The 18,482-nt window shown below is 72.3% G+C and carries 13 protein-coding genes; 2 read left to right on the forward strand and 11 right to left on the reverse strand.

The window, feature by feature from the left end; translation table 11 throughout:
• Positions 1 to 15 precede the first annotated feature (15 nt).
• From QQS16_RS11410 to pyrG, 10 genes are all read right to left on the reverse strand, one after another.
• The gene (locus tag QQS16_RS11410; RefSeq protein WP_286061516.1) at positions 16 to 1,035 is read right to left on the reverse strand and encodes an ADP-ribosylglycohydrolase family protein; all 1,020 of its coding nucleotides are present in this window, start codon (positions 1,033 to 1,035) and stop codon (positions 16 to 18) included.
• A 111-nt stretch (positions 1,036 to 1,146) separates the two neighbouring features.
• Positions 1,147 to 2,268, reverse strand: coding sequence for a pseudouridine synthase (locus QQS16_RS11415; RefSeq protein WP_286061517.1), 1,122 nt, complete (start codon positions 2,266 to 2,268; stop codon positions 1,147 to 1,149).
• Positions 2,268 to 2,942 (reverse strand): SMC-Scp complex subunit ScpB, encoded by a 675-nt coding sequence (scpB, locus tag QQS16_RS11420; RefSeq protein WP_286061518.1) that lies wholly within the window; start codon positions 2,940 to 2,942, stop codon positions 2,268 to 2,270. The genes QQS16_RS11415 and scpB overlap by 1 nt, the downstream gene beginning before the upstream one ends.
• Complete coding sequence (locus QQS16_RS11425; protein ID WP_286061519.1) at positions 2,939 to 4,027, reverse strand: segregation and condensation protein A; 1,089 nt, start codon at positions 4,025 to 4,027, stop codon at positions 2,939 to 2,941. Before QQS16_RS11425 ends, scpB begins: the two co-directional genes overlap by 4 nt.
• Before the next feature lie 18 nt (positions 4,028 to 4,045).
• The gene (locus QQS16_RS11430; protein WP_286061520.1) at positions 4,046 to 4,630 is read right to left on the reverse strand and encodes a hypothetical protein; all 585 of its coding nucleotides are present in this window, start codon (positions 4,628 to 4,630) and stop codon (positions 4,046 to 4,048) included.
• Positions 4,615 to 5,739, reverse strand: a complete 1,125-nt coding sequence (locus tag QQS16_RS11435; protein WP_286061521.1) for a ParA family protein — start codon at positions 5,737 to 5,739, stop codon at positions 4,615 to 4,617. The genes QQS16_RS11430 and QQS16_RS11435 overlap by 16 nt, the downstream gene beginning before the upstream one ends.
• A gap of 401 nt (positions 5,740 to 6,140) precedes the next feature.
• On the reverse strand, positions 6,141 to 7,265 hold the full coding sequence (ald, locus tag QQS16_RS11440) for an alanine dehydrogenase (protein ID WP_286061522.1): 1,125 nt from the start codon (positions 7,263 to 7,265) through the stop codon (positions 6,141 to 6,143).
• A 136-nt stretch (positions 7,266 to 7,401) separates the two neighbouring features.
• Positions 7,402 to 9,489, reverse strand: coding sequence for a tetratricopeptide repeat protein (locus QQS16_RS11445; RefSeq protein ID WP_286061523.1), 2,088 nt, complete (start codon positions 9,487 to 9,489; stop codon positions 7,402 to 7,404).
• A 198-nt stretch (positions 9,490 to 9,687) separates the two neighbouring features.
• Entirely contained in the window at positions 9,688 to 10,314 is a 627-nt protein-coding gene (locus tag QQS16_RS11450) for an NUDIX domain-containing protein (protein WP_286061524.1), read from the reverse strand.
• 97 nt (positions 10,315 to 10,411) lie between these two features.
• Entirely contained in the window at positions 10,412 to 12,094 is a 1,683-nt protein-coding gene (gene pyrG / locus QQS16_RS11455) for a CTP synthase (protein WP_286061525.1), read from the reverse strand.
• A 508-nt stretch (positions 12,095 to 12,602) separates the two neighbouring features.
• Here pyrG and QQS16_RS11460 point away from each other — a divergent pair.
• The gene (locus tag QQS16_RS11460; protein ID WP_286066289.1) at positions 12,603 to 14,405 is read left to right on the forward strand and encodes a glycoside hydrolase family 15 protein; all 1,803 of its coding nucleotides are present in this window, start codon (positions 12,603 to 12,605) and stop codon (positions 14,403 to 14,405) included.
• Between the two features lie 704 nt (positions 14,406 to 15,109).
• Complete coding sequence (locus QQS16_RS11465; RefSeq protein ID WP_286061526.1) at positions 15,110 to 16,846, forward strand: PucR family transcriptional regulator; 1,737 nt, start codon at positions 15,110 to 15,112, stop codon at positions 16,844 to 16,846.
• 78 nt (positions 16,847 to 16,924) lie between these two features.
• On the opposite strand, the gene QQS16_RS11470 is transcribed toward QQS16_RS11465, so the two are convergent.
• A complete protein-coding gene (locus tag QQS16_RS11470) occupies positions 16,925 to 18,067 on the reverse strand; it encodes a glycosyltransferase family 4 protein (RefSeq protein ID WP_286061527.1) in 1,143 nt (380 codons plus the stop codon).
• Positions 18,068 to 18,482 lie beyond the last annotated feature (415 nt).

Raw genomic sequence — 18,482 nt, forward strand, 5'->3', positions numbered from 1 at the left:
GGCCGGACAGGCCCGTCAGGCGTCCCAGAGCGCCCCGAGCGTCGCCAGCTCGCTCTGGTACTCGATCCGGTCGGCCCACTGCGCCGGCCACACCTCCGCGCCCAGGTGGGCCCCCGCGAAGGCACCCGCCAGGCAGGCGATCGAGTCGGAGTCGCCGGAGCTACAGGCGGCCCGACGCAGGGCCGTCACCGGCTCGTCCGCGAACAGCAGGAAGCACAACAGCCCGGTCGCCAGCGCCTCTTCGGCGATCCAGCCGGCACCCGTGGCCAGGCACGGGTCGGTCTCGGGCGAGGGAGCCCGCAGCGCGTCCCGGAGCCGGTCCAGGGCCTCCAGGCACTCGTCCCACCCGCGCGCCATGAAGTGCTCGGGTGAGGGATCCTGGCTCCGTGTCCACAGGTCACCGAGCCAGCGCCGGTGGTAGTGGGAGCGGTTCTCGTGGGCGTACTCCCGCAGCAGCCCGACCAGGGCGGCCGGTTCGGCGCCCTGCGCGAGCAGCCGTACGGCGTGCGCGGTGAGGTCGGAGGCGGCCAGCGCGGTCGGATGTCCGTGGGTGAGCGCCGCCTGCAACTGGGCGGCGCCCGCGCGCTGTTCCTCGCTCAGCCCGGGAACGAGCCCGACGGGCGCGACACGCATGTTGGCGCCGCAGCCCTTGGAACCGGTCCGACTGGCGTCCTGCCAGGGCCGGTCCGCGCGTTCCAGCAGCGCGCACGCGGTGAGACAGGTGGTACCGGGGGCCCGGTTGTTCTCCGGTGAGCGGTTCCAGGCGATGAACTCCCGGCGCACCGCCTCCGCCATGCCCTCGGGCCCGAGCACTCCCCGGTCCATCGCCGTGCGCAGCCCCCGCGCCAACGCCAGCGTCATCTGCGTGTCGTCGGTGACGATCGCGGGCGTGGGCAGCTCCATCGCCCGCCAGGGCCCGTACGCGGCGAGGATCGACGGCACGTCGTCGAACTCGGTCGGATACCCGAGCGCGTCCCCGAGGGCGAGCCCGACGAGCGCCCCCGTGGCGGCGCGCTTGGTGAGGATCGTGGTCATGCGGGGCGTCCTTCCCGGACGGTCCGAGGAGCGACGGCCGCGGGGAGCCGGCCGTACCCGCGCGGTACGACGCGGCCTGTCAGCCCTGCCCTGATCCCGGGTCCGGCATTCCTACAGGTCGACTTCCTTCATCAGCATCCCGACCTCCGTGTTCGACAGCCGCCGCAGCCAGCCCGACTTCTGGTCGCCCAGGGTGATCGGACCGAAGGCGACCCGGACCAGCTTGTCGACCGGGAAGCCCGCCTCGGCGAGCATGCGGCGCACGATGTGCTTGCGGCCCTCGTGGAGGGTCACCTCGACCAGGTAGTTCTTGCCGGTCTGCTCGACGACCCGGAAGTGGTCCGCCTTCGCGTACCCGTCCTCCAGCTGGATGCCGTTCTTGAGCTGCTTGCCCAGGTCCCGCGGGATCGGACCCACGATGTGCGCGAGGTAGACCTTCTTCACGCCGTACTTGGGGTGGGTCAGCCGGTGCGCCAGCTCGCCGTGGTTGGTGAGCAGGATGACGCCCTCGGTCTCGGTGTCGAGCCGCCCGACGTGGAAGAGCCGTGTCTCACGGTTGGTGACGTAGTCGCCGAGGCACTGCCGGCCCTCGGTGTCCTCCATCGTGGAGACGACACCGGCCGGCTTGTTCAGCGAGAAGAACTGGTACGACTGGGTCGCCACCGTCAGGCCGTCGACCTTGACCTCGTCGTGCTCCGGGTCGACCCGCTTGCCCTGCTCCAGGACGATCTCGCCGTTGACCTCGACCCGCGCCTGCTCGATCAGCTCCTCGCAGGCGCGCCGGGAGCCGTAGCCCGCGCGCGCGAGGACCTTCTGCAGCCGCTCGCCCTCCTGCTCGGCGCCCGGGAAGGTCTTGGGCAGCTTGACGTCCTTCTTGTCCGCGTACCGCTCGCGGTTGCGCTCCTCGGCCCGCGTCTCGTACTCGCGTGAGGTCGCCGGAGCCGTCCGCCCGCGCTGCTGGGGCTTCTTCGGTCCGCCCTTGGCACCGCCGCGGGCCGCGCCGCCGCGCCCCGCCTTCGGGCCCTCGTGAGAGGCGCTGGGGCCCACGTCGTAGCGGCGCTCCTCGGGGCGGGGCTTGCTGGGACGGCCCTGGCCCTGGCCCTTGCCCTGACCCTGGCTCTTGGCCTGGCCCTGACCCCTGCCCGGGCCCGGCTTCTGGTCCCTGTTGTTTCCGGCGCCGCGGTGGTTACCGCGCCCGCCGCTCTTGCCACTACCGCTGCCGCTGCTTCGCATCAAAGTTCCGTCGTCGTCCTAATCGGCATGTCCGTCTTGGGACCGTCGTCCGGTTCCGGGGCGTCCGGATCGAACGACGGTACGCCTTCCTGGGTCTCGGCCTCGATCGCCTCCGCCTCCGGGAGGAAGGGCGCGAGCTCCGGGAGCTCGTCCAGACCGCGCAGGCCCATCCGCTCCAGAAAGTAGTTCGTCGTCACGTACAGGATCGCACCTGTTTCGGGTTCCGTGCCCGCCTCCTCGACCAGACCGCGCTGGAGGAGGGTGCGCATCACGCCGTCGCAGTTCACTCCGCGCACCGCGGAGACCCGGCTGCGGCTGACCGGTTGACGGTAGGCGACCACGGCGAGGGTCTCCAGCGCGGCCTGGGTGAGCCGGGCCTGCTGGCCGTCCAGGACGAAGCCCTCGACGGCCGCCGCGAACTCGGGCCGGCTGTAGAAACGCCAGCCGCCCGCGATCAGCCGCAGCTCGAAGCCGCGCCCCTGCACGGTGTACTCGTCGGCCAGCTCCCGCAGCGCGTCCCCGACCTGCCGCCTGGGCCGCTGGAGTATCTTCGCCAGCTGCTCCTCGGTCGCGGGCTCGTCCACGACCATCAGGACGGCCTCCAGGGCCGGCTTGAGGTCGAGGCCGGCCGCCGTGGGCGGGCCCGCCGGGACGTCGGTCGTCTCCTCGCTCACGCCTTCCTCTCCTCCTTGGGCTCCACGGGCGGCCGGTCGAACTCGTCCGTGACCCTCGGGGTCGCGTCCGCGTCCCCGCCGGTCCAGCGCACCAGCAGCTCCCCGAGGGCGGTCTCCTGGTCGAGGGCCACGGCCTTCTCCCGGTAGAGCTCAAGCAGGGCCAGGAAGCGCGCCACGACGGTCAGTGTGTCGTCGGTGTCCGCCACCAGCGTCCGGAAACTGGCCTCCCCCAGTTCCCTCAGCCGCGCGACCACGATCCCGGCCTGCTCCTGCACGCTCACCAGCGGCGCGTGGATGTGGTCGACGTACACCTGCGGTCTGGGCCTGGGCTGCATCGCCTTGACGGCGAGCCTGGCGAACCCCTCCGCGCCGATCCTGATGACCACCTCGGGCAGCAGCTCGGCGTGATGGGGTTCGAGTCCGACGGTACGGGGGTAGCGGCGGGCCTCCTCCTCGAGCCGACCGCTGAAGATGTCGGCGATCTGCTTGTAGGCGCGGTACTGGAGGAGCCGCGCGAACAGCAGGTCCCGGGCCTCCAGCAGGGCCAGGTCGGCCTCGTCCTCGACCTCGGCGGCGGGCAGCAGCCGCGCGGCCTTCAGGTCCAGCAGGGTCGCGGCCACGACGAGGAACTCCGTCGTCTGGTCCAGGTCCCAGTCCGGTCCCATCGCCCTGATGTGCGCCATGAACTCGTCGGTCACCTTGGACAGCGCGACCTCGGTGACGTCCAGCTTGTGCCGGGAGATCAGCTGGAGGAGCAGATCGAAGGGGCCCTCGAAGTTGGAGAGGCGGACCGTGAAGACGCCGTCGGCCGGTGCGGTTTCCGCCGCCTCCGCGGGAGCCGCGGACGCGGGGGAGGCGGACGCGGGGGAGGCGGACGCGGGGGAGGCGGCGGGTACGGCGGATGCCGTGGGCGCGGCGGCAGGAGGCTGCTCCGGCGGTGCGGAAGGTTCCGGCGCCGGCGGCGGCGGTTCGGCCGGAACCGGCAGCGGCTCGGCCGGAACCGGTTCCGTCGCCGGCCCTCGGCCCAGCGCACGCCGGCGGCCGGCCGGTGCGCCGGCGCCGGGGGGAGCGTCCTTCGAGGTCATGGCCCCCGCAGGCTACCGCTACCGCCCGCGCAGTCGTCGTACGAGGATGCTCGCGTCCCCGCGGGACTCGAGGTCGGCCAGCACGACGGCGACGGCTTCCCGCACGATCCGTCCGCGGTCCACGGCCAGCCCGTGCTCGCCCCGCAGCACCAGACGCGCGTGCTCCAGATCCATGAGCTCCTCGGCGGACACGTACACCGTGATCTTCTCGTCGTGCCGTTCCCGCCCGCTGGGCCGGCGGGCGGCCGCCCGCCCGCGCTTGCGGGCCGCGGCGCCGCCCGGGGCACCCGCGCCCCCGGCAGAACCCTCCTGCGCCCCCTGGCGCCGCGCGCCCCGGCTGCGGGACTCGCCGTCCGCCGCCTCGGCGTCGGCCGCCGCGTGCTCCGCGCCGTCACCGTCACCGCCCTGCGCGGGCACCGACTGCGGTGCGTCCTCCGCCGCGGACGAGGACGACCCGGCCGCGGCCTGGTCGCTCTCCCCCGCCGGAGCCGGCACCCGGGCCTCGCCGTTGGCCGGGCGCCGGGGAGTGGACGGCTGGAGCGCCGTCCCCCCTGTCGTACGGAACAGTTCGTCGGCCCCCGGCAGACTCACTCGGCGTGACACCGGGCGAGCACCTCCCTGGCGAGCTGGCGGTAGGCGGCGGCGCCGACGGAGTTGGAGGCGTACGTGGTGATCGGCTCACCGGCGACCGTGGTCTCCGGGAAGCGGACCGTGCGCCCGATGACCGTGTGGTAGACGTGGTCGTCGAACGCCTCGACGACCCGCGCGAGCACCTCACGGCTGTGCACGGTGCGCGAGTCGTACATCGTGGCCAGGATCCCGTCGAGCTCCAGCTCCGGGTTGAGCCGTTCCTGGACCTTCTCGATGGTCTCCGTCAGCAGCGCGACACCACGAAGGGCGAAGAACTCGCACTCCAGGGGCACTATCACCTTGTGCGCGGCCGTCAGGGCGTTCACCGTGAGCAGGCCGAGCGAGGGCTGACAGTCGATCACGATGTAGTCGTAGTCGGCCATGAGCGGCTTCAGGGCGCGTTGCAGCGTCGACTCGCGCGCGACCTCGGAGACCAGCTGGACCTCGGCGGCGGACAGGTCGATGTTGCTGGGCAGCAGGTCCATGTTGGGGACCGCCGTCTTCAGGAGCACCTCGTCGGCCGCCATGCCCCGCTCCATGAGCAGGTTGTAGACGGTGAGGTCGAGCTCCATCGGGTTGACACCGAGACCGACCGACAGCGCGCCCTGCGGGTCGAAGTCCACGAGCAGCACACGACGGCCGTACTCCGCGAGAGCGGCACCCAGGTTGATCGTCGACGTCGTCTTGCCGACGCCACCCTTCTGGTTGCACATCGCGATGATCGTCGCGGGGCCGTGACTGGTCAGCGGTCCCGGGATCGGGAAGTACGGCAGCGGGCGCCCGGTCGGGCCGATGCGCTCGCGGCGCTGGCGGGCAGCGTCGGGCGCGAGCGTGGCCGCGTACTCGGGATCGGGCTCGTACTCGGCGTCGGGGTCGTAGAAGTGCCCGTCGGGCAGTTCGTCGTAGTCGGCGAAGTGGTTGTGGGGCGCGCCACTTCCGTCGCCGGCCATGGCGTTCACGTGATGGCCATCCATGCTGTGGTGTGTCCGAGTCGCCTGCGGACTCTGGTGGGCTGCGAAGGTGCGCACCGCGACGGAGCCGACAGCCTCGAACCCCGCGGGGCCCTGGGCCCGTGCAGGCATTCCTGGTTGACCACCCCCGGGAGAAAATGTCGACTCATTCACAAGTCGTCTTACCTCCTTGGTGACCAGGAAACTTCTAGACAGGTCAGCGTGGCACCATGCCGACGGTTGGCGACTCTATGGCGTGTCGGGCGTCCGCAGCAACACAATCCGCCGTACCCGGCAGGATGTGTCGGCAATGAAACATCCCTCTGTCAAGGGCGTACGGCCGTCGCACGGTGGGTTTCACCGGTGTACGAATCGGTTCAAGGGTTACGTTCGAGGCGAGTTGACCTAGAGGTGCAAAGTGACCATACACACACCCGACCGGACCTTGTCGGGCAAGGTCCGGCCGGGTGCGCGCGGTTGACGACCTCTGTTGACGTATCGACCTTTACCAAAAGGAGACTTAACGTCGACGGTCAGCCGAGCAGCGTCTCGAGCTCCAGGTGCTCCAGGCCGTGCGCCTCGGCCACCTCGCGGTAAACGACCTTGCCGTCATGGGCGTTGAGGCCCTTGGCGAGCGCCGGGTCACGCCGCAGCGCCTCCACCCAGCCCCGGTCGGCGAGCTCGACGATGTAGGGCAGCGTGGCGTTGGTGAGCGCGTAGGTGGAGGTGTTGGGCACCGCGCCGGGCATGTTGGCGACGCAGTAGAAGACCGAGTCGTGGACCGGGAAGGTCGGCTCGGCGTGGGTGGTGGGGCGGGAGTCCTCGAAGCAGCCTCCCTGGTCGATCGCGATGTCGACAAGAACACTTCCCGGCTTCATGCGTGACACGAGCTCGTTGGTGACGAGCTTCGGGGCCTTGGCGCCCGGGATGAGCACGGCACCGATCACCAGGTCGGCCTCCAGGCAGGCCTTCTCCAGTTCGAAGGCGTTGGAGACCACCGTCTGGATCTTCGTACCGAAGACCTTGTCGGCCTCCTTGAGCTTGTTGATGTCCTTGTCGAGCAGGGTCACGTGGAAGCCCATGCCGATGGCGATCTGGGCGGCGTTCCAGCCGGACACCCCGCCGCCGATGACGACGGCCCGGCCGGCCAGCACCCCCGGAACACCGCCGGGCAGCACACCGCGGCCGCCGTTGGCGGCCATCAGGTGGTAGGCGCCGACCTGCGGGGCGAGGCGGCCCGCGACCTCGGACATGGGGGCGAGCAGCGGGAGCGCCCGGCTGGGCAGCTCGACCGTCTCGTATGCGATCGCGGTGGTGCCGGACTCGATGAGCGCGTCCGTGCACTCCTTGGAGGCGGCCAGGTGCAGGTAGGTGAAGAGCGTCTGGTCCTTGCGGAGGCGGTGGTACTCCTCGGCGATCGGCTCCTTGACCTTGAGCAGCAGGTCGGCCGTGGCCCACACCTCGTCGGCGGTGGCCAGGATCTCGGCACCGGCGGTGACGTACTCGCCGTCCGGGATGGAGGAGCCGACGCCGGCGCCCTGCTCGACGACGACCTGGTGGCCGTGGCGCACCAGCTCGTGCACACCGGCGGGGGTGATGGCCACCCGGAACTCGTTGTTCTTGACCTCGCGGGGGATGCCGACCTTCACGTCGATCACGGTCCTTGGCTCAGAGAATGTGGGGTCATTACCAGACATACCCAGGCATGCGAGGGCACACCGGGAGACACCGCAGGAGAAGGTGCGGCAGAGCCAGTCTAATGAAGGTGTTCCCGCTGTCTAGCCTTCTATTGCATCAATCTTCAGCGGATGCACTACGGATTTCGCAGGCGTTAGCGTCATGTTCCGGGTGATGGGGCTGCTCGGGCTCCGGCTCGGCCCTCGTTTCGGGCTCCGCCGCCTCCTCCTCCAGCAGCCGCTCGGCGGTGCCCCGGTGCAGCGAGGCGGCCGTCGGATCGCCGAGGTGCTCCAGCGTGTCGGCGAGCCGCAGATGGAGCGCGGCCTGGAGGCGGACGTCCTCGGCGCGGCGCGCCCACTCCGCCGCCTCCTGGCAGGTGCGCAACGACTCCTCGGGCCGTCCGGCGTACTCCTGGACGCGCGCCAGTTCGCTCAACGCCCGCGCGTGGGCGGCCACATCGCCGTTCTTGCGGTGCCCGGCGACCGCGGCCCGCCAGTTCCGCTGCGCCTCGCCGTACCGGCCCGCGAAGGTGTGGGCGGCCGCGATACGGCCGTACAGCCGGGCGGCGTCCGCCCGCTCGTCCCGGGCCAGCCGCTGGGCGAGGGCCCGGCCGAACCAGTCGGCGGCCCGGTCGTAGTCCCCGAGCTCCAGATGGGCGCCGCCTACGGATTCCATCGCGCGTCCGGTCGCGTACGGGTCGTTCGCCTCCCGTCCGGCGTCCAGTGCCGCCCGGTAACGCGCCAGCGCCTCCGTCGTACGGCCGGTCCGGGCGTCCAGGTCGGCCAGGTTCAGCAGGGCGGCGGCCCGCTCCCGGGGCAGGTGGCGGCGCTCGGCCACGTCGAGGACCAGGCCGTGGATGCCGTACAGGTCGGGCGCTGCGGCCCGGGTGCCGAAGTGGGCGACCATGGCCCGCACGAGCTGGGACATCAGACGTCGGGCGAGGGTGTCCAGCTCCCCGTCGCCGACCGCGTGGCGGGCCGCGGCGAGCAGGGCGGGCCTGCGCAGGGTCAGCCAGTCGGCGGCCGCCCGGGGGCTGGGGAAGCGCAGGGTGCGGGGCATCCCCTGGAGCTTCTCGCGGAGCTCGGGGTTGTCGGTCTCGGTGATGGCCCGGCAGGACTGCAGCAACCGTACGGTCCGCTCCAGCATGCGGGCGCGGGCCAGCTGGAGCTCGGCGGGGCGGTCGCGGGTCTCGGCGAGCGCCTTCAGCAGGGGGTGCAGGCATCCGGGGACCTCGTACTGCGGCAGCGGGGAGTCCGCCGCGTGCAGCAGGCCGAGGGCGACGAAGTCGTCCAGGGTGGCGCGGGCGTCGCTCACCGAGCAGCCCGCGAGCGCGGACGCGGTGTGCGGGTCGACCAGGCCGGCCGGGGCGAGCGCGAGCAGCCGCAGCATCCGGGCGGCGGCACCCGGCAGGGAGGCGTGGACGAGCCCCAGGATCCGGCCGAGCGGGCTGCCCTCGTCGCTCACGGCGTGCAGTTGCTTGGCGAGGTCGGCGACGGCTGCCTGGGGGCGCGCGGCGAGCCAGCCGCCGGCCAGCATCAGCGCGGCGGGCTGGCCCTGGCACGCCTCGGCCAGGCCCTCGGCCGCCCGGGGGTCGACGGTGATGCGGACCGCCCCGGTGTGCCGGGACAGCAGCTCCACCGCCGACTTGGTGTCGAGGCCGCCCAGGGTGCAGGGTCGGACGTCCGCGATCCCGGTCAGCGGACCTCCGGAGACCGCGACGACCAGGCATTCCGGGGTGTCCGGCAGCAGGGCGTCGACCTGTTCGGCGGTGGCCGCGTCATCCAGCAGGAGCAGCGCCCGGCGGTCGGCGAGGGCGTCCCGCAGCGCCGCCGTGAGGTCGTCCTCGGCGGCACCGGCGGGGGCCGGCACGTCCAGGGCGGAGAGCAGGTCGCGGGCGGCGCGTTCGACGGGGACGGGGGTGCCGTCCGGCTCGCCGAGCCGGGCCCGCAGCACGCCGTCGCGGTAACGGTCAGCGACCTGCCGGACCAGCTCCCCGGCGAGGGCGGTACGCCCCGAACCGGGCCGGCCCGCGATGAGGAGCACCCGCGCGCGCGGGGTCTTGCGGCCGGAGAGGGTGTCCAGCCCGGCCCGTTCGATGTCGGCCCGCAGTTCCTTCAATTCCCGTGTGCGGCCGAGGAATTGGCCTTCCGCAGAAGCCTGTGCCGACAGCTGTACGCCGCCTGCGTCCACCGCCTGGTCCGTCACGGGCCACACTCCCGTCCCACCGCACGCGCAAGCCCGCCGGGACTCCGGTTCGGGCGTTTCCAGAGCCTAGTTCACGCTCTGCTACGTTCCGGGCGGAGCGCGGCGGACACGTCCCCTGATCGGATCAACCGATCGTCACATCGGAAGTTCGGGGGTGTGCGCGGGTGTGCCGGAGGTCTGCGGAGGGCGGGGTCGCGTTCAGGACTCGAAGGGACGCGCCGGCCACGGCGCCTCCGCCGGGCGCAGTGCGTCGAGCCCGTCGCCACCTCGCGCGGCGACCAGCGACAGCACGCCCACGACGAGGCAGTTGTTGTGCAGTTCGCCCGCGAGCACGGCCCGGACGAGCTCGTCGGCCGGCACGCGCGCGTGCTCCATGTCGGCCTCCTCGTCCTCCACCTCGAAGCGCTTCCCCTCGGCGTCGGACAGGCCGCGGGCCAGGAAGATCCGCACCGCCTCGTCACAGCCGCCGGCGGTGGTGTACACGTCGGTGAGGACCCGCCAGTCCTCGGCCTTGACGTGCGCCTCCTCGTACAGCTCGCGCTGGGCGGCGTGCAGCGGGTTCTCACCCGGCACGTCGAGCAGACCGGCCGGGATCTCCCACAGCTTCTGCCGCACGGGGTGGCGGTACTGCTTGATGAGCAGGACGCGGTCCTCGTCGTCGAGCGCGAGCACGGCCACCGAGCCGGGGTGGACCTGGTAGTCGCGTCGCACCACCGAGCCGTTGGGCATGACCACCTCGTCCGTGCGGACGGAGGTCTTGTTGCCCACGAAAGGGGTCTCCGTCGCCCGGATCTCCCACTCCTCGGGGGTGTCCTTGATCGTCATGCCCTGTCCTTCCAGACGTACAGAAGTCACGTGCGGAGAAAAAACCGGGGCGCCACCTTTTGAAGGTATGCACCCCGGCCACCGTACAACTGGTGTGTTACTTGGAATTCTCCCGCGCCTCGACCGTCCGCTCGACCGCCGCCTTCACCAGGCCGGCGAACAGCGGGTGCGGACGCGTCGGGCGCGAACGCAGCTCCGGGTGCGCCTGGGTGGCGACCAGGTAGGGGTGGACGTCACGCGGGTACTCGACGTACTCGACGAGCTTGCCGTCCGGCGAGGTGCCGGAGAACAGGATGCCCGCCTTCTTCTCCAGCTCCGCGCGGTAGGCGTTGTTCACCTCGTAACGGTGCCGGTGCCGCTCCTCGACGTACTCCTTGCCGTCGTACACCTCGCGCACGATGGAGCCCTCGGCGAGCTTGGCCGGGTACATGCCCAGGCGCATGGTGCCGCCCATGTCGCCCTCGCCGGCCACGATGTCGAGCTGCTCGGCCATGGTGGAGATGACCGGGTGGCCGGTGGCCGCGTCGAACTCGGTGGAGTTGGCGTCGGGGATGTCGGCCAGGTTGCGCGCGGCCTCGATCACGATGCACTGCAGCCCCAGACACAGGCCCAGCAGCGGGATCCGGTTCTCGCGGGCGTAGCGGATGGCGCCGACCTTGCCGAGCACGCCGCGGTCGCCGAAGCCGCCCGGGATGCAGATGCCGTCGACGTCACCGAGCTGCTGGGCGGCACCGGCCTGGGTCTTGCAGTCGTCCGAGGTGACCCACTTGATCTTCACGCGGGCCTTGTTGGCGAACCCGCCGGCACGCAATGCCTCGGTGACCGAGAGGTAGGCGTCGGGCAGGTCGATGTACTTGCCGACCAGAGCGAGGGTGATCTCGTGGTCGGGGTTGTGGACGCGGTCGAGCAGGTCGTCCCAGGTCGTCCAGTCCACGTCGCGGAAGGCCAGGTCCAGCTTGCGGACGACGTAGGCGTCCAGGCCCTCGCCGTGCACGGTCTTGGGGATGTCGTAGATCGAGCGGGCGTCGGGGCAGGCCACCACGGCGGCCTCGTCGACGTCGCACATCAGCGAGATCTTGCGCTTGATCGCGGTCGGCACCTCGCGATCGCAGCGCAGCACGATCGCGTCCGGCTGGATACCGATGTTGCGCAGGGCCGCAACCGAGTGCTGGGTCGGCTTCGTCTTCAGCTCCCCCGAGGGGCCGATGTACGGCAGGAGCGAGATGTGCACCACGAAGACGTTGTCCCGGCCGACCTCATGACGGACCTGACGCACGGTCTCCAGGAACGGCAGCGACTCGATGTCGCCGACCGTGCCGCCGACCTCGGTGATCACGACGTCGACCTCGTCCGTCGCCATACGGCGGATGCGGTGCTTGATCTCGTTGGTGATGTGCGGGATGACCTGGACGGTGTCGCCCAGGTACTCGCCACGCCGCTCCTTGGCGATCACCGTGGAGTAGATCTGGCCCGTGGTGACGTTGGCGGAGCCGTCCAGGTCGCGGTCGAGGAAACGCTCGTAGTGGCCGATGTCCAGGTCGGTCTCGGCACCGTCGTTGGTGACGAACACCTCACCGTGCTGGAAGGGGTTCATCGTGCCGGGGTCGACGTTGAGGTACGGGTCGAGCTTCTGCATCACGACGCGCAGGCCCCGGGCCTTGAGCAGCATGCCGAGGCTGGAGGCGGTCAGGCCCTTGCCGAGCGAGGAGGCGACACCCCCGGTGACGAAGATGTGCTTGGTCGTCGTGGCTGTGCTGTTTCGGAAAGCAGCGGGCGGCATGGCCAAGAGGGGGCTCCCGTGGTCGCGGTCTGGAGGTGCGGTGCGGCTGCCGACCCGGGAGAGTCCGGGGGTGCCGTCGCTGCGGTTCGGGGGTTTCGTGCCCACCGGTCCACGGGCTACCAGGGTATCAGCGACCGGGCGAGATGGCTTCCGGCCACGCTCCGCACACAGGTCGGCACAGACCCGCACCGACCCCCGCGTATCCCACCGTCCGCTCACTCGTTCGGACCGGTCGTGTTCTGGGGGAGCGGCAGCCAGATCATCTGGGTGCGTCGTATCCTGCTCGGACACTCGCTGCCGAGCCCGCCGGCAACACGGCACCACCCCCGCCCGTAAGCACCGGAACAACGAGAGCTCGTCAGATCGTTGAGCAACAGTTGTCGTTTTGCCTCACAGCGGCACGACTGTTTTGATTCACCGCTCAACGACGTATGACAACAACCACCCCTTGACCGCACTAGCGACAGCCCCCTTGCGGGGTGACGTGGCCGTTCGACTGGAGTTGCACGTGGCCGGGCGCATCGAAGACTACGCACTCATCGGAGACATGCAGACCGCTGCCCTGGTCTGCCGGGACGGCACGGTGGACTGGCTGTGCCTGCCCCGCTTCGACTCGCATGCCATCTTCGCCGGTCTGCTGGGCACCGAGGAACATGGCTTCTGGCGCCTGGGTCCCGCGCACGCGGCCGACGCCGAACCGCCCACCGCGACCCGGCGCACCTACCGCGGCGACTCGCTGATCCTGGAGTCCGAGTGGGACACCCCGCGCGGCACGGTCCGGGTGACCGACTTCATGCCGCCGCGTGACGGTGCCCCCCAGCTGATCCGGATCGTGGAGGGCGTCTCGGGCCGCGTCCCGATGCGCTCGGCGCTGCGGATGCGTTTCTCGTACGGCCGGGTCGTCCCGTGGGTGCACCGGCACGAGGGGCGGACGGTGGCCGTCGCGGGCCCCGACTCCGTGTGGTTCGACACATCCGCCGAGACCTACGGCAAGTCGCTGACGACGTACTCGGACTTCACCGTCGCCCCGGGGGAGCGCATCGCGTTCACCATCTCCTGGGAGCCCTCGCACAAGCAGCCGCCGCCGCTGCCGGAGCCGGAGCAGTCGCTGGAGGCCACCGAGGACTTCTGGCGGGACTGGGTCGAGCACTGTACGTACCACGGCCCCTACCGCGAGGCCGTGATCCGCTCGCTGATCACCCTGAAGGCGCTGACGTACGCCCCGACGGGCGGCATCGTCGCCGCCCCCACCACCTCCCTGCCGGAGGAGATCGGCGGCGTCCGCAACTGGGACTACCGCTACACCTGGCTGCGGGACGCGGCCATCACCCTGTCCTCGCTGCTGCGCACCGGCTACCGCGAGGAGGCCCGCGCCTGGCGCGAGTGGCTCCTGCGGGCCGTCGCCGGCGACCCGGAGAACCTGCAGATCATGTACGGCATCGCCGGCGAGCGGGAGCTGGGCGAGGCGGAGCTGGACTGGCTGCCGGGATACGAGAACTCCGGCCCGGTCCGGGTCGGCAACGGCGCCGCGCACCAGCTCCAGCTGGACGTGTACGGCGAGGTCACCGAGGCCCTCCACCTGGCCCACATGACGGGCCTGGCCCGCAACGACTACGCCTCCCTGCTCCAGCTCAAGCTGATCCGCTACCTGGAGCAGCACTGGGACGAGCCGGACGAGGGCATCTGGGAGGTGCGCGGCCCGCGCCGCCACTTCGTGCACTCCAAGGTGATGGCCTGGGTCGCGGTCGACCGCACCATCAAGCTGATCGAGTCCGGTGACGCGGACGGCCCGCTGGAGAAGTGGCGCGAACTGCGCGACGACATCCACCGGGACGTGTGCGAGAAGGGCTACGACAAGGAGCGCAACACCTTCACGCAGTCGTACGGCTCCAAGGAGCTGGACGCCTCCCTGCTGCTGATCCCGCAGATGGGCTTCCTGCCCCCGGACGACAAGCGCGTGATCGGCACGATCGAGGCGATCCAGCGCGAACTGTCCACGGAGGACGGCTTCATCCTGCGCTACCCGACCTCGGGCGGCGACGAGGGCGTCGACGGCCTGCCCGGCGACGAGGGCGCCTTCCTCGCCTGCTCGTTCTGGATGGCCGACGACCTGGCGATGATCGGCCGCGTGGACGAGGCCCGGAAGCTGTTCGAGAAGCTCCTGGCGCTGCGCAACGACCTCGGTCTGCTCGCCGAGGAGTGGGATCCCCGTCTCAAGCGCCAGGTCGGCAACTTCCCCCAGGCCTTCAGCCACGTGCCCCTCATCGACACGGCCCTGCGGCTGACGGCGTCGGGGGCGTACGGGGGCTGAGTGCCGCGCTCCCGGAGGAGGTGGGCGCTTCCGACGGGAGTTCCCGGTGGGCGCTCACCACGCCCGGGGGCCGGTGGGGACGTGAGCGGCGACCTCACGGCCTCCGTCACACCTTCCGCGTCGACCACACCCTCAGGCCGGCCTGAGGGCCGTCAGCGTGCGTTCCCCCGCCGGATCGGCGGCCGTGGCCGGCGTCAGGGCGACGCGTCGAGCCCGGCCTCGGCGTAGGCCGCGATGCGGACGCGAACGGTGACCCGAGGCCGCCCACGAGGCCGACCGTGCCGGCGGCCTCCGGCGGGAGCGCGCACCAGGGCCTCCCGGTCGGCGCCGCCCGCCGCCGGCTCCACCGCCGCACCGGGGCCCGCCGCGGTGAACATGGCGCGCGGTGAGATTCCCCGCGATGCTGTCCGGCGCCGGCGCCGGCGCCGGTGCCGGTGCCGGCGCCAGCGACTCCGGCCGACGGCCGCGGGCAGTCCGAAGGAGTCCACGTCGGCCCCTCACCGGCCCACACCTCGCAGTACCCGAGCCGGTCGGCGAGCACCGCCGTCCGCAACGGCTCGTCGACCGGGCCGTCGTCCTCCCGCCCCACGGCGACCACACTGATGGCCATGCCGCGCCGCTCCCGACCGCACCTGTCCCCACGCGGAGCGGGCATCGGCGTTCGCGGATGTCACCGCCGCGCGCACGCGGGTAGCGTCCGGCTCATGAACGGCGGCAGTGGCAGCGAGACGCGCGATGGAATGCGCGGCGGAAGCGGCGGTACGGACAGCGAGACGCGCGGCGGTACGGAAAGCGCCGCGGCCGGCGGCGCGGACGGCGGATCCGGCACGCACGAGGCCGGGATCACCGTGCGGCGGGCGCTGGAGCTGCCCGGGCTGCGCAGCGGGCTGCCGGAGGTGCTGGCCGGCGCCGACCGGCTGCGGCGGACCGTCCGCTGGGTGCACGCGGGCGAGGTACCCCACATCGCCTCGCTGCTCAAGGGCGGCGAACTGCTGCTGACCACGGGTTACGGCCTCGGCACCCGCCCCGCCGACCAGCGCGCGTTCGTGCGCACCCTGGCCGAGCGCGGCATCGCGGCCCTGGTCGTCGAACTCGGCCCGCGCTTCACCCGCCTGCCCGCCGCGCTCGTCGACACGGCCCGCGCCACCGGCCTGCCCCTGGTCCAGCTGCACCGCGAGGTGCCGTTCGTCACGGTCACCGAGGAGATCCACACCGAGATCGTCAACGGCCACTACGCCCTGCTCCAGCGGGCGGAGGAGGTGCACCGCCGCTGTACGGAGGCGCTGCTGGGCGGCGGCGGAGTGCCGCAGGTCCTCGGCATCCTGGCCGACTTCAGCGGCAACCCGGTCTTCCTGGAGACACCGGACGGCCGGCTCCTGTACGCCGCCGGGGCGGGCCCCGAGGGCGCGGATCCGCTCCAGGTGTGGGAGGGGCTGCGCGGGCAGCACAAGGACGCCCCGCCGGCCGGCGCGGTCCTGGTGGACGTGCCCGGTGGCGGGCCGGGCACGGGGGCGGTGCGGGCCCGGCTGGTCCTGCTGCCCGTACGCGCGCCTCTCACGCCGGTGCACCGGATGGCCGCCGAGCGGGCCGCCGGCATCCTGGCCGTGGTCCTGATGCAGGCCCGTCAGGAGGAGGAGCTGGCGGCGCGGGGCCGGGGGGACTTCCTGACCGACCTCGCCGAGGGCCGGATCGCCGCGCAGGACGCGCCCGCGCAGGCGCGCGTGCTGGGCTTCAAGCCGGGGGACAGCCCGCTGCTGCCGGTGGTGATGCACCTCGGGGACGGCCTCTCCCCCGCCGGGGGCGGCTGGGCGGTCCTGGCGCGCGCGGTCGCGGAGGAGCTGGCGTCGGTGGGCGTGCCGGTCCTGTTGGGCGTACGGCCGGTCGAAGGACGGGTCCCGTTGCTCCTGGGCCTGCGGGCGGAGCCGGAGCGGTCCGCCGTGGCGGACCGGGTCGCGGCGGCGCTGCGGGCGGGGGTGGAGCGGGCCGGGCTGCGGCGGCCGGGGGCGCGGCCGCCGGTGGTGGTGGTCGGGGTGGCCGGCGGATGGGCGGCGGCCTCGGCGGGCCTCAGACACGCGGCACAGACCGCGACGGCGGCCCAGGGCCTGTCCGACCGCCCCTGGTACGACGCCCGCCGCCTGGACATCGACCTGCTGCTGTGGCGGCTGCGCGACGACCCTGACCTGGCCGCGTTCGTGGACCGTGCGATCGGCCCGGTCCGGGACCACGACAGCCGATCCAGACCGCCGCTGCTGCCCACCCTGGAGACCTACCTGGCGCACGCGGGCCGCAAGGCGGAGACGGCCCGCGAACTGCACCTCAACCGGCAGACGCTGTACAACCGCCTGGCCCGTATCGGGGAGTTGCTCGGCACGGACCTCGACGACCCGCAGACAGTCCTGGCGTTGAGCCTGGCCCTGCGCGCACGCCGGCTCGTCCCGTAGCCCGGGCTCGGATCGACGGTCCTGGCGCTGAGTCCGGCCCCGCGGGGCCCGCCCGGTCGTCCCACGGCCCGGCGCTCGTCAGATGAACGGCCGCGGCTGGGTCAACTCGTCGTAGACGCTGAGGACCTGGGCGACGGTCTCGTCCTCGGTCGGCCAAGTGGCCGCCTGCCGGACGCCCTTGTCCCTGAGCGCCTCCTGACGTCCGGGGTCACCGAGCAGCCGTACGACCGCGTCGGCGAAGGCCTCGGCGTCACCGGGAGGGACGAGTTCGGCCGCGTCACCGACGAGTTCGGGGATGCCGCCGGAGTCGGTGGCGACGAGCGGCACACGCGCGTGCAGGGCTTCCTGGGCCAGGACGGACCGCGCCTCCCCGCTGCTCGGCAGCAGGGCGAGGTCGGCGGCGGCGAGCAGGTCGGCGATGTCGTCCCGGCGCCCGACGAGCCGGACCGGCAGCCCCTCCTCCTCGATCCGCTGCTGCAACGCGGCGCGCAGCGGGCCCTCCCCCGCGATCACCACCAGCGGCACCGGGTCGAGCCGGCGCCACGCGCGCGCGGCGTCCAGCAGCGTGTCGTAGCCCCGCGGGCGGTCGAGCGAGCCGACCGCCATCAGCAACGGGCGCCCGGTGGAACCGAGTTCGGCCCGGACCTTGGGCCGCAGCCGGTCCGGGTCCTCCGGCTCGGCGGCCGGGGTCCTGCGAGCGCCGGGCAGCGCGACGGCGGCCAGCCGCGCGTCCCGCGCGCCCGTGCGACGGGCCCGGTCCACGAGCGCGGAGGTGGTGCCGAGCACCACGGTGGCGGCCTTCACCACCCGCCGCTCCAGCAGGCGCAGGAAGTGGGCCCGCGCCCCCTCGGCGTGCGCGCGGTCGTGCCAGGTGACGATGAGCGGGGTGCGCCGCCCGCTGAGCGCGAGCACGGCCCGGAAGGAGGCGTGCAGTCCGTGCGCGTGCACCAGGTCGGCGGTCGTGCACGCCTGCCGCAGCACGGCCACGGAGGCCGGATCGCTGCTGCGCGGCACGTGCACGTGTTCGGCGCCGGCGCCCGTGAAGTCATAGGTGTGATCGGCCTCGACGGGGGCGCACACGGTGACCCGCACGCCCCGCGCCACCAGCCCCGAGGTCAGGGAGCGCACGTGCGCGCTGCTGCCGGCGTGGCCTCCGCCGAGCACCTGCACGGTGCGCAGCGGCGACTGGCCGAGCGGTGAGTGGCTGCTCACGGGGGTCACGTGGCCGGGGCTCCTGGTTCGGCGTCGGGCGGTCACGAGGAAACGTACAGAAGGTATCGAGCGGAGGGGGGTGTACCGCGCGCTTCCTACGCGTACTGCGTTCTCCGCCAAGGATGCCAGTACGTACGGGTGTTCCGGGAACCACGTCCACCGGACAGCCCGGCGCTTCGGCGCACGGCATCACTCACACGAGTGAGGACAGGGCATTCCGTACGAAATCCCGTCGCACGCGTCGACCGGACCGCCCCTGCCTCACCGTCCCACGCATCGCGACCGGACCACGCCCGCCTCACGCCCGTCGCAACGGATCGACCGGGACCACCCGCGCCTCACCCGTCGCAACGCATCGGTCGGACCGCCCCTGCCTCACCAAGCGTTCGCACGCATCGGTCGGACCGCCCCTGCCTCACCAAGC

Origin of the sequence: Streptomyces sp. ALI-76-A (assembly GCF_030287445.1) — a bacterium.
GTDB lineage: Bacteria > Actinomycetota > Actinomycetes > Streptomycetales > Streptomycetaceae > Streptomyces.

Bases quoted from the DNA above. Each gene is read 5' to 3' on its own strand.
- QQS16_RS11410 (WP_286061516.1), bottom strand. From the start codon at position 1,035: ATGACCACGATCCTCACCAAGCGCGCCGCCACGGGGGCGCTCGTCGGG.
- QQS16_RS11415 (WP_286061517.1), bottom strand. From the start codon at position 2,268: ATGCGAAGCAGCGGCAGCGGTAGTGGCAAGAGCGGCGGGCGCGGTAAC.
- QQS16_RS11425 (WP_286061519.1), bottom strand. From the start codon at position 4,027: ATGACCTCGAAGGACGCTCCCCCCGGCGCCGGCGCACCGGCCGGCCGC.
- QQS16_RS11435 (WP_286061521.1), bottom strand. From the start codon at position 5,739: ATGCCTGCACGGGCCCAGGGCCCCGCGGGGTTCGAGGCTGTCGGCTCC.
- QQS16_RS11450 (WP_286061524.1), bottom strand. From the start codon at position 10,314: ATGACGATCAAGGACACCCCCGAGGAGTGGGAGATCCGGGCGACGGAG.
- pyrG (WP_286061525.1), bottom strand. From the start codon at position 12,094: ATGCCGCCCGCTGCTTTCCGAAACAGCACAGCCACGACGACCAAGCAC.
- QQS16_RS11465 (WP_286061526.1), top strand. From the start codon at position 15,110: ATGAACGGCGGCAGTGGCAGCGAGACGCGCGATGGAATGCGCGGCGGA.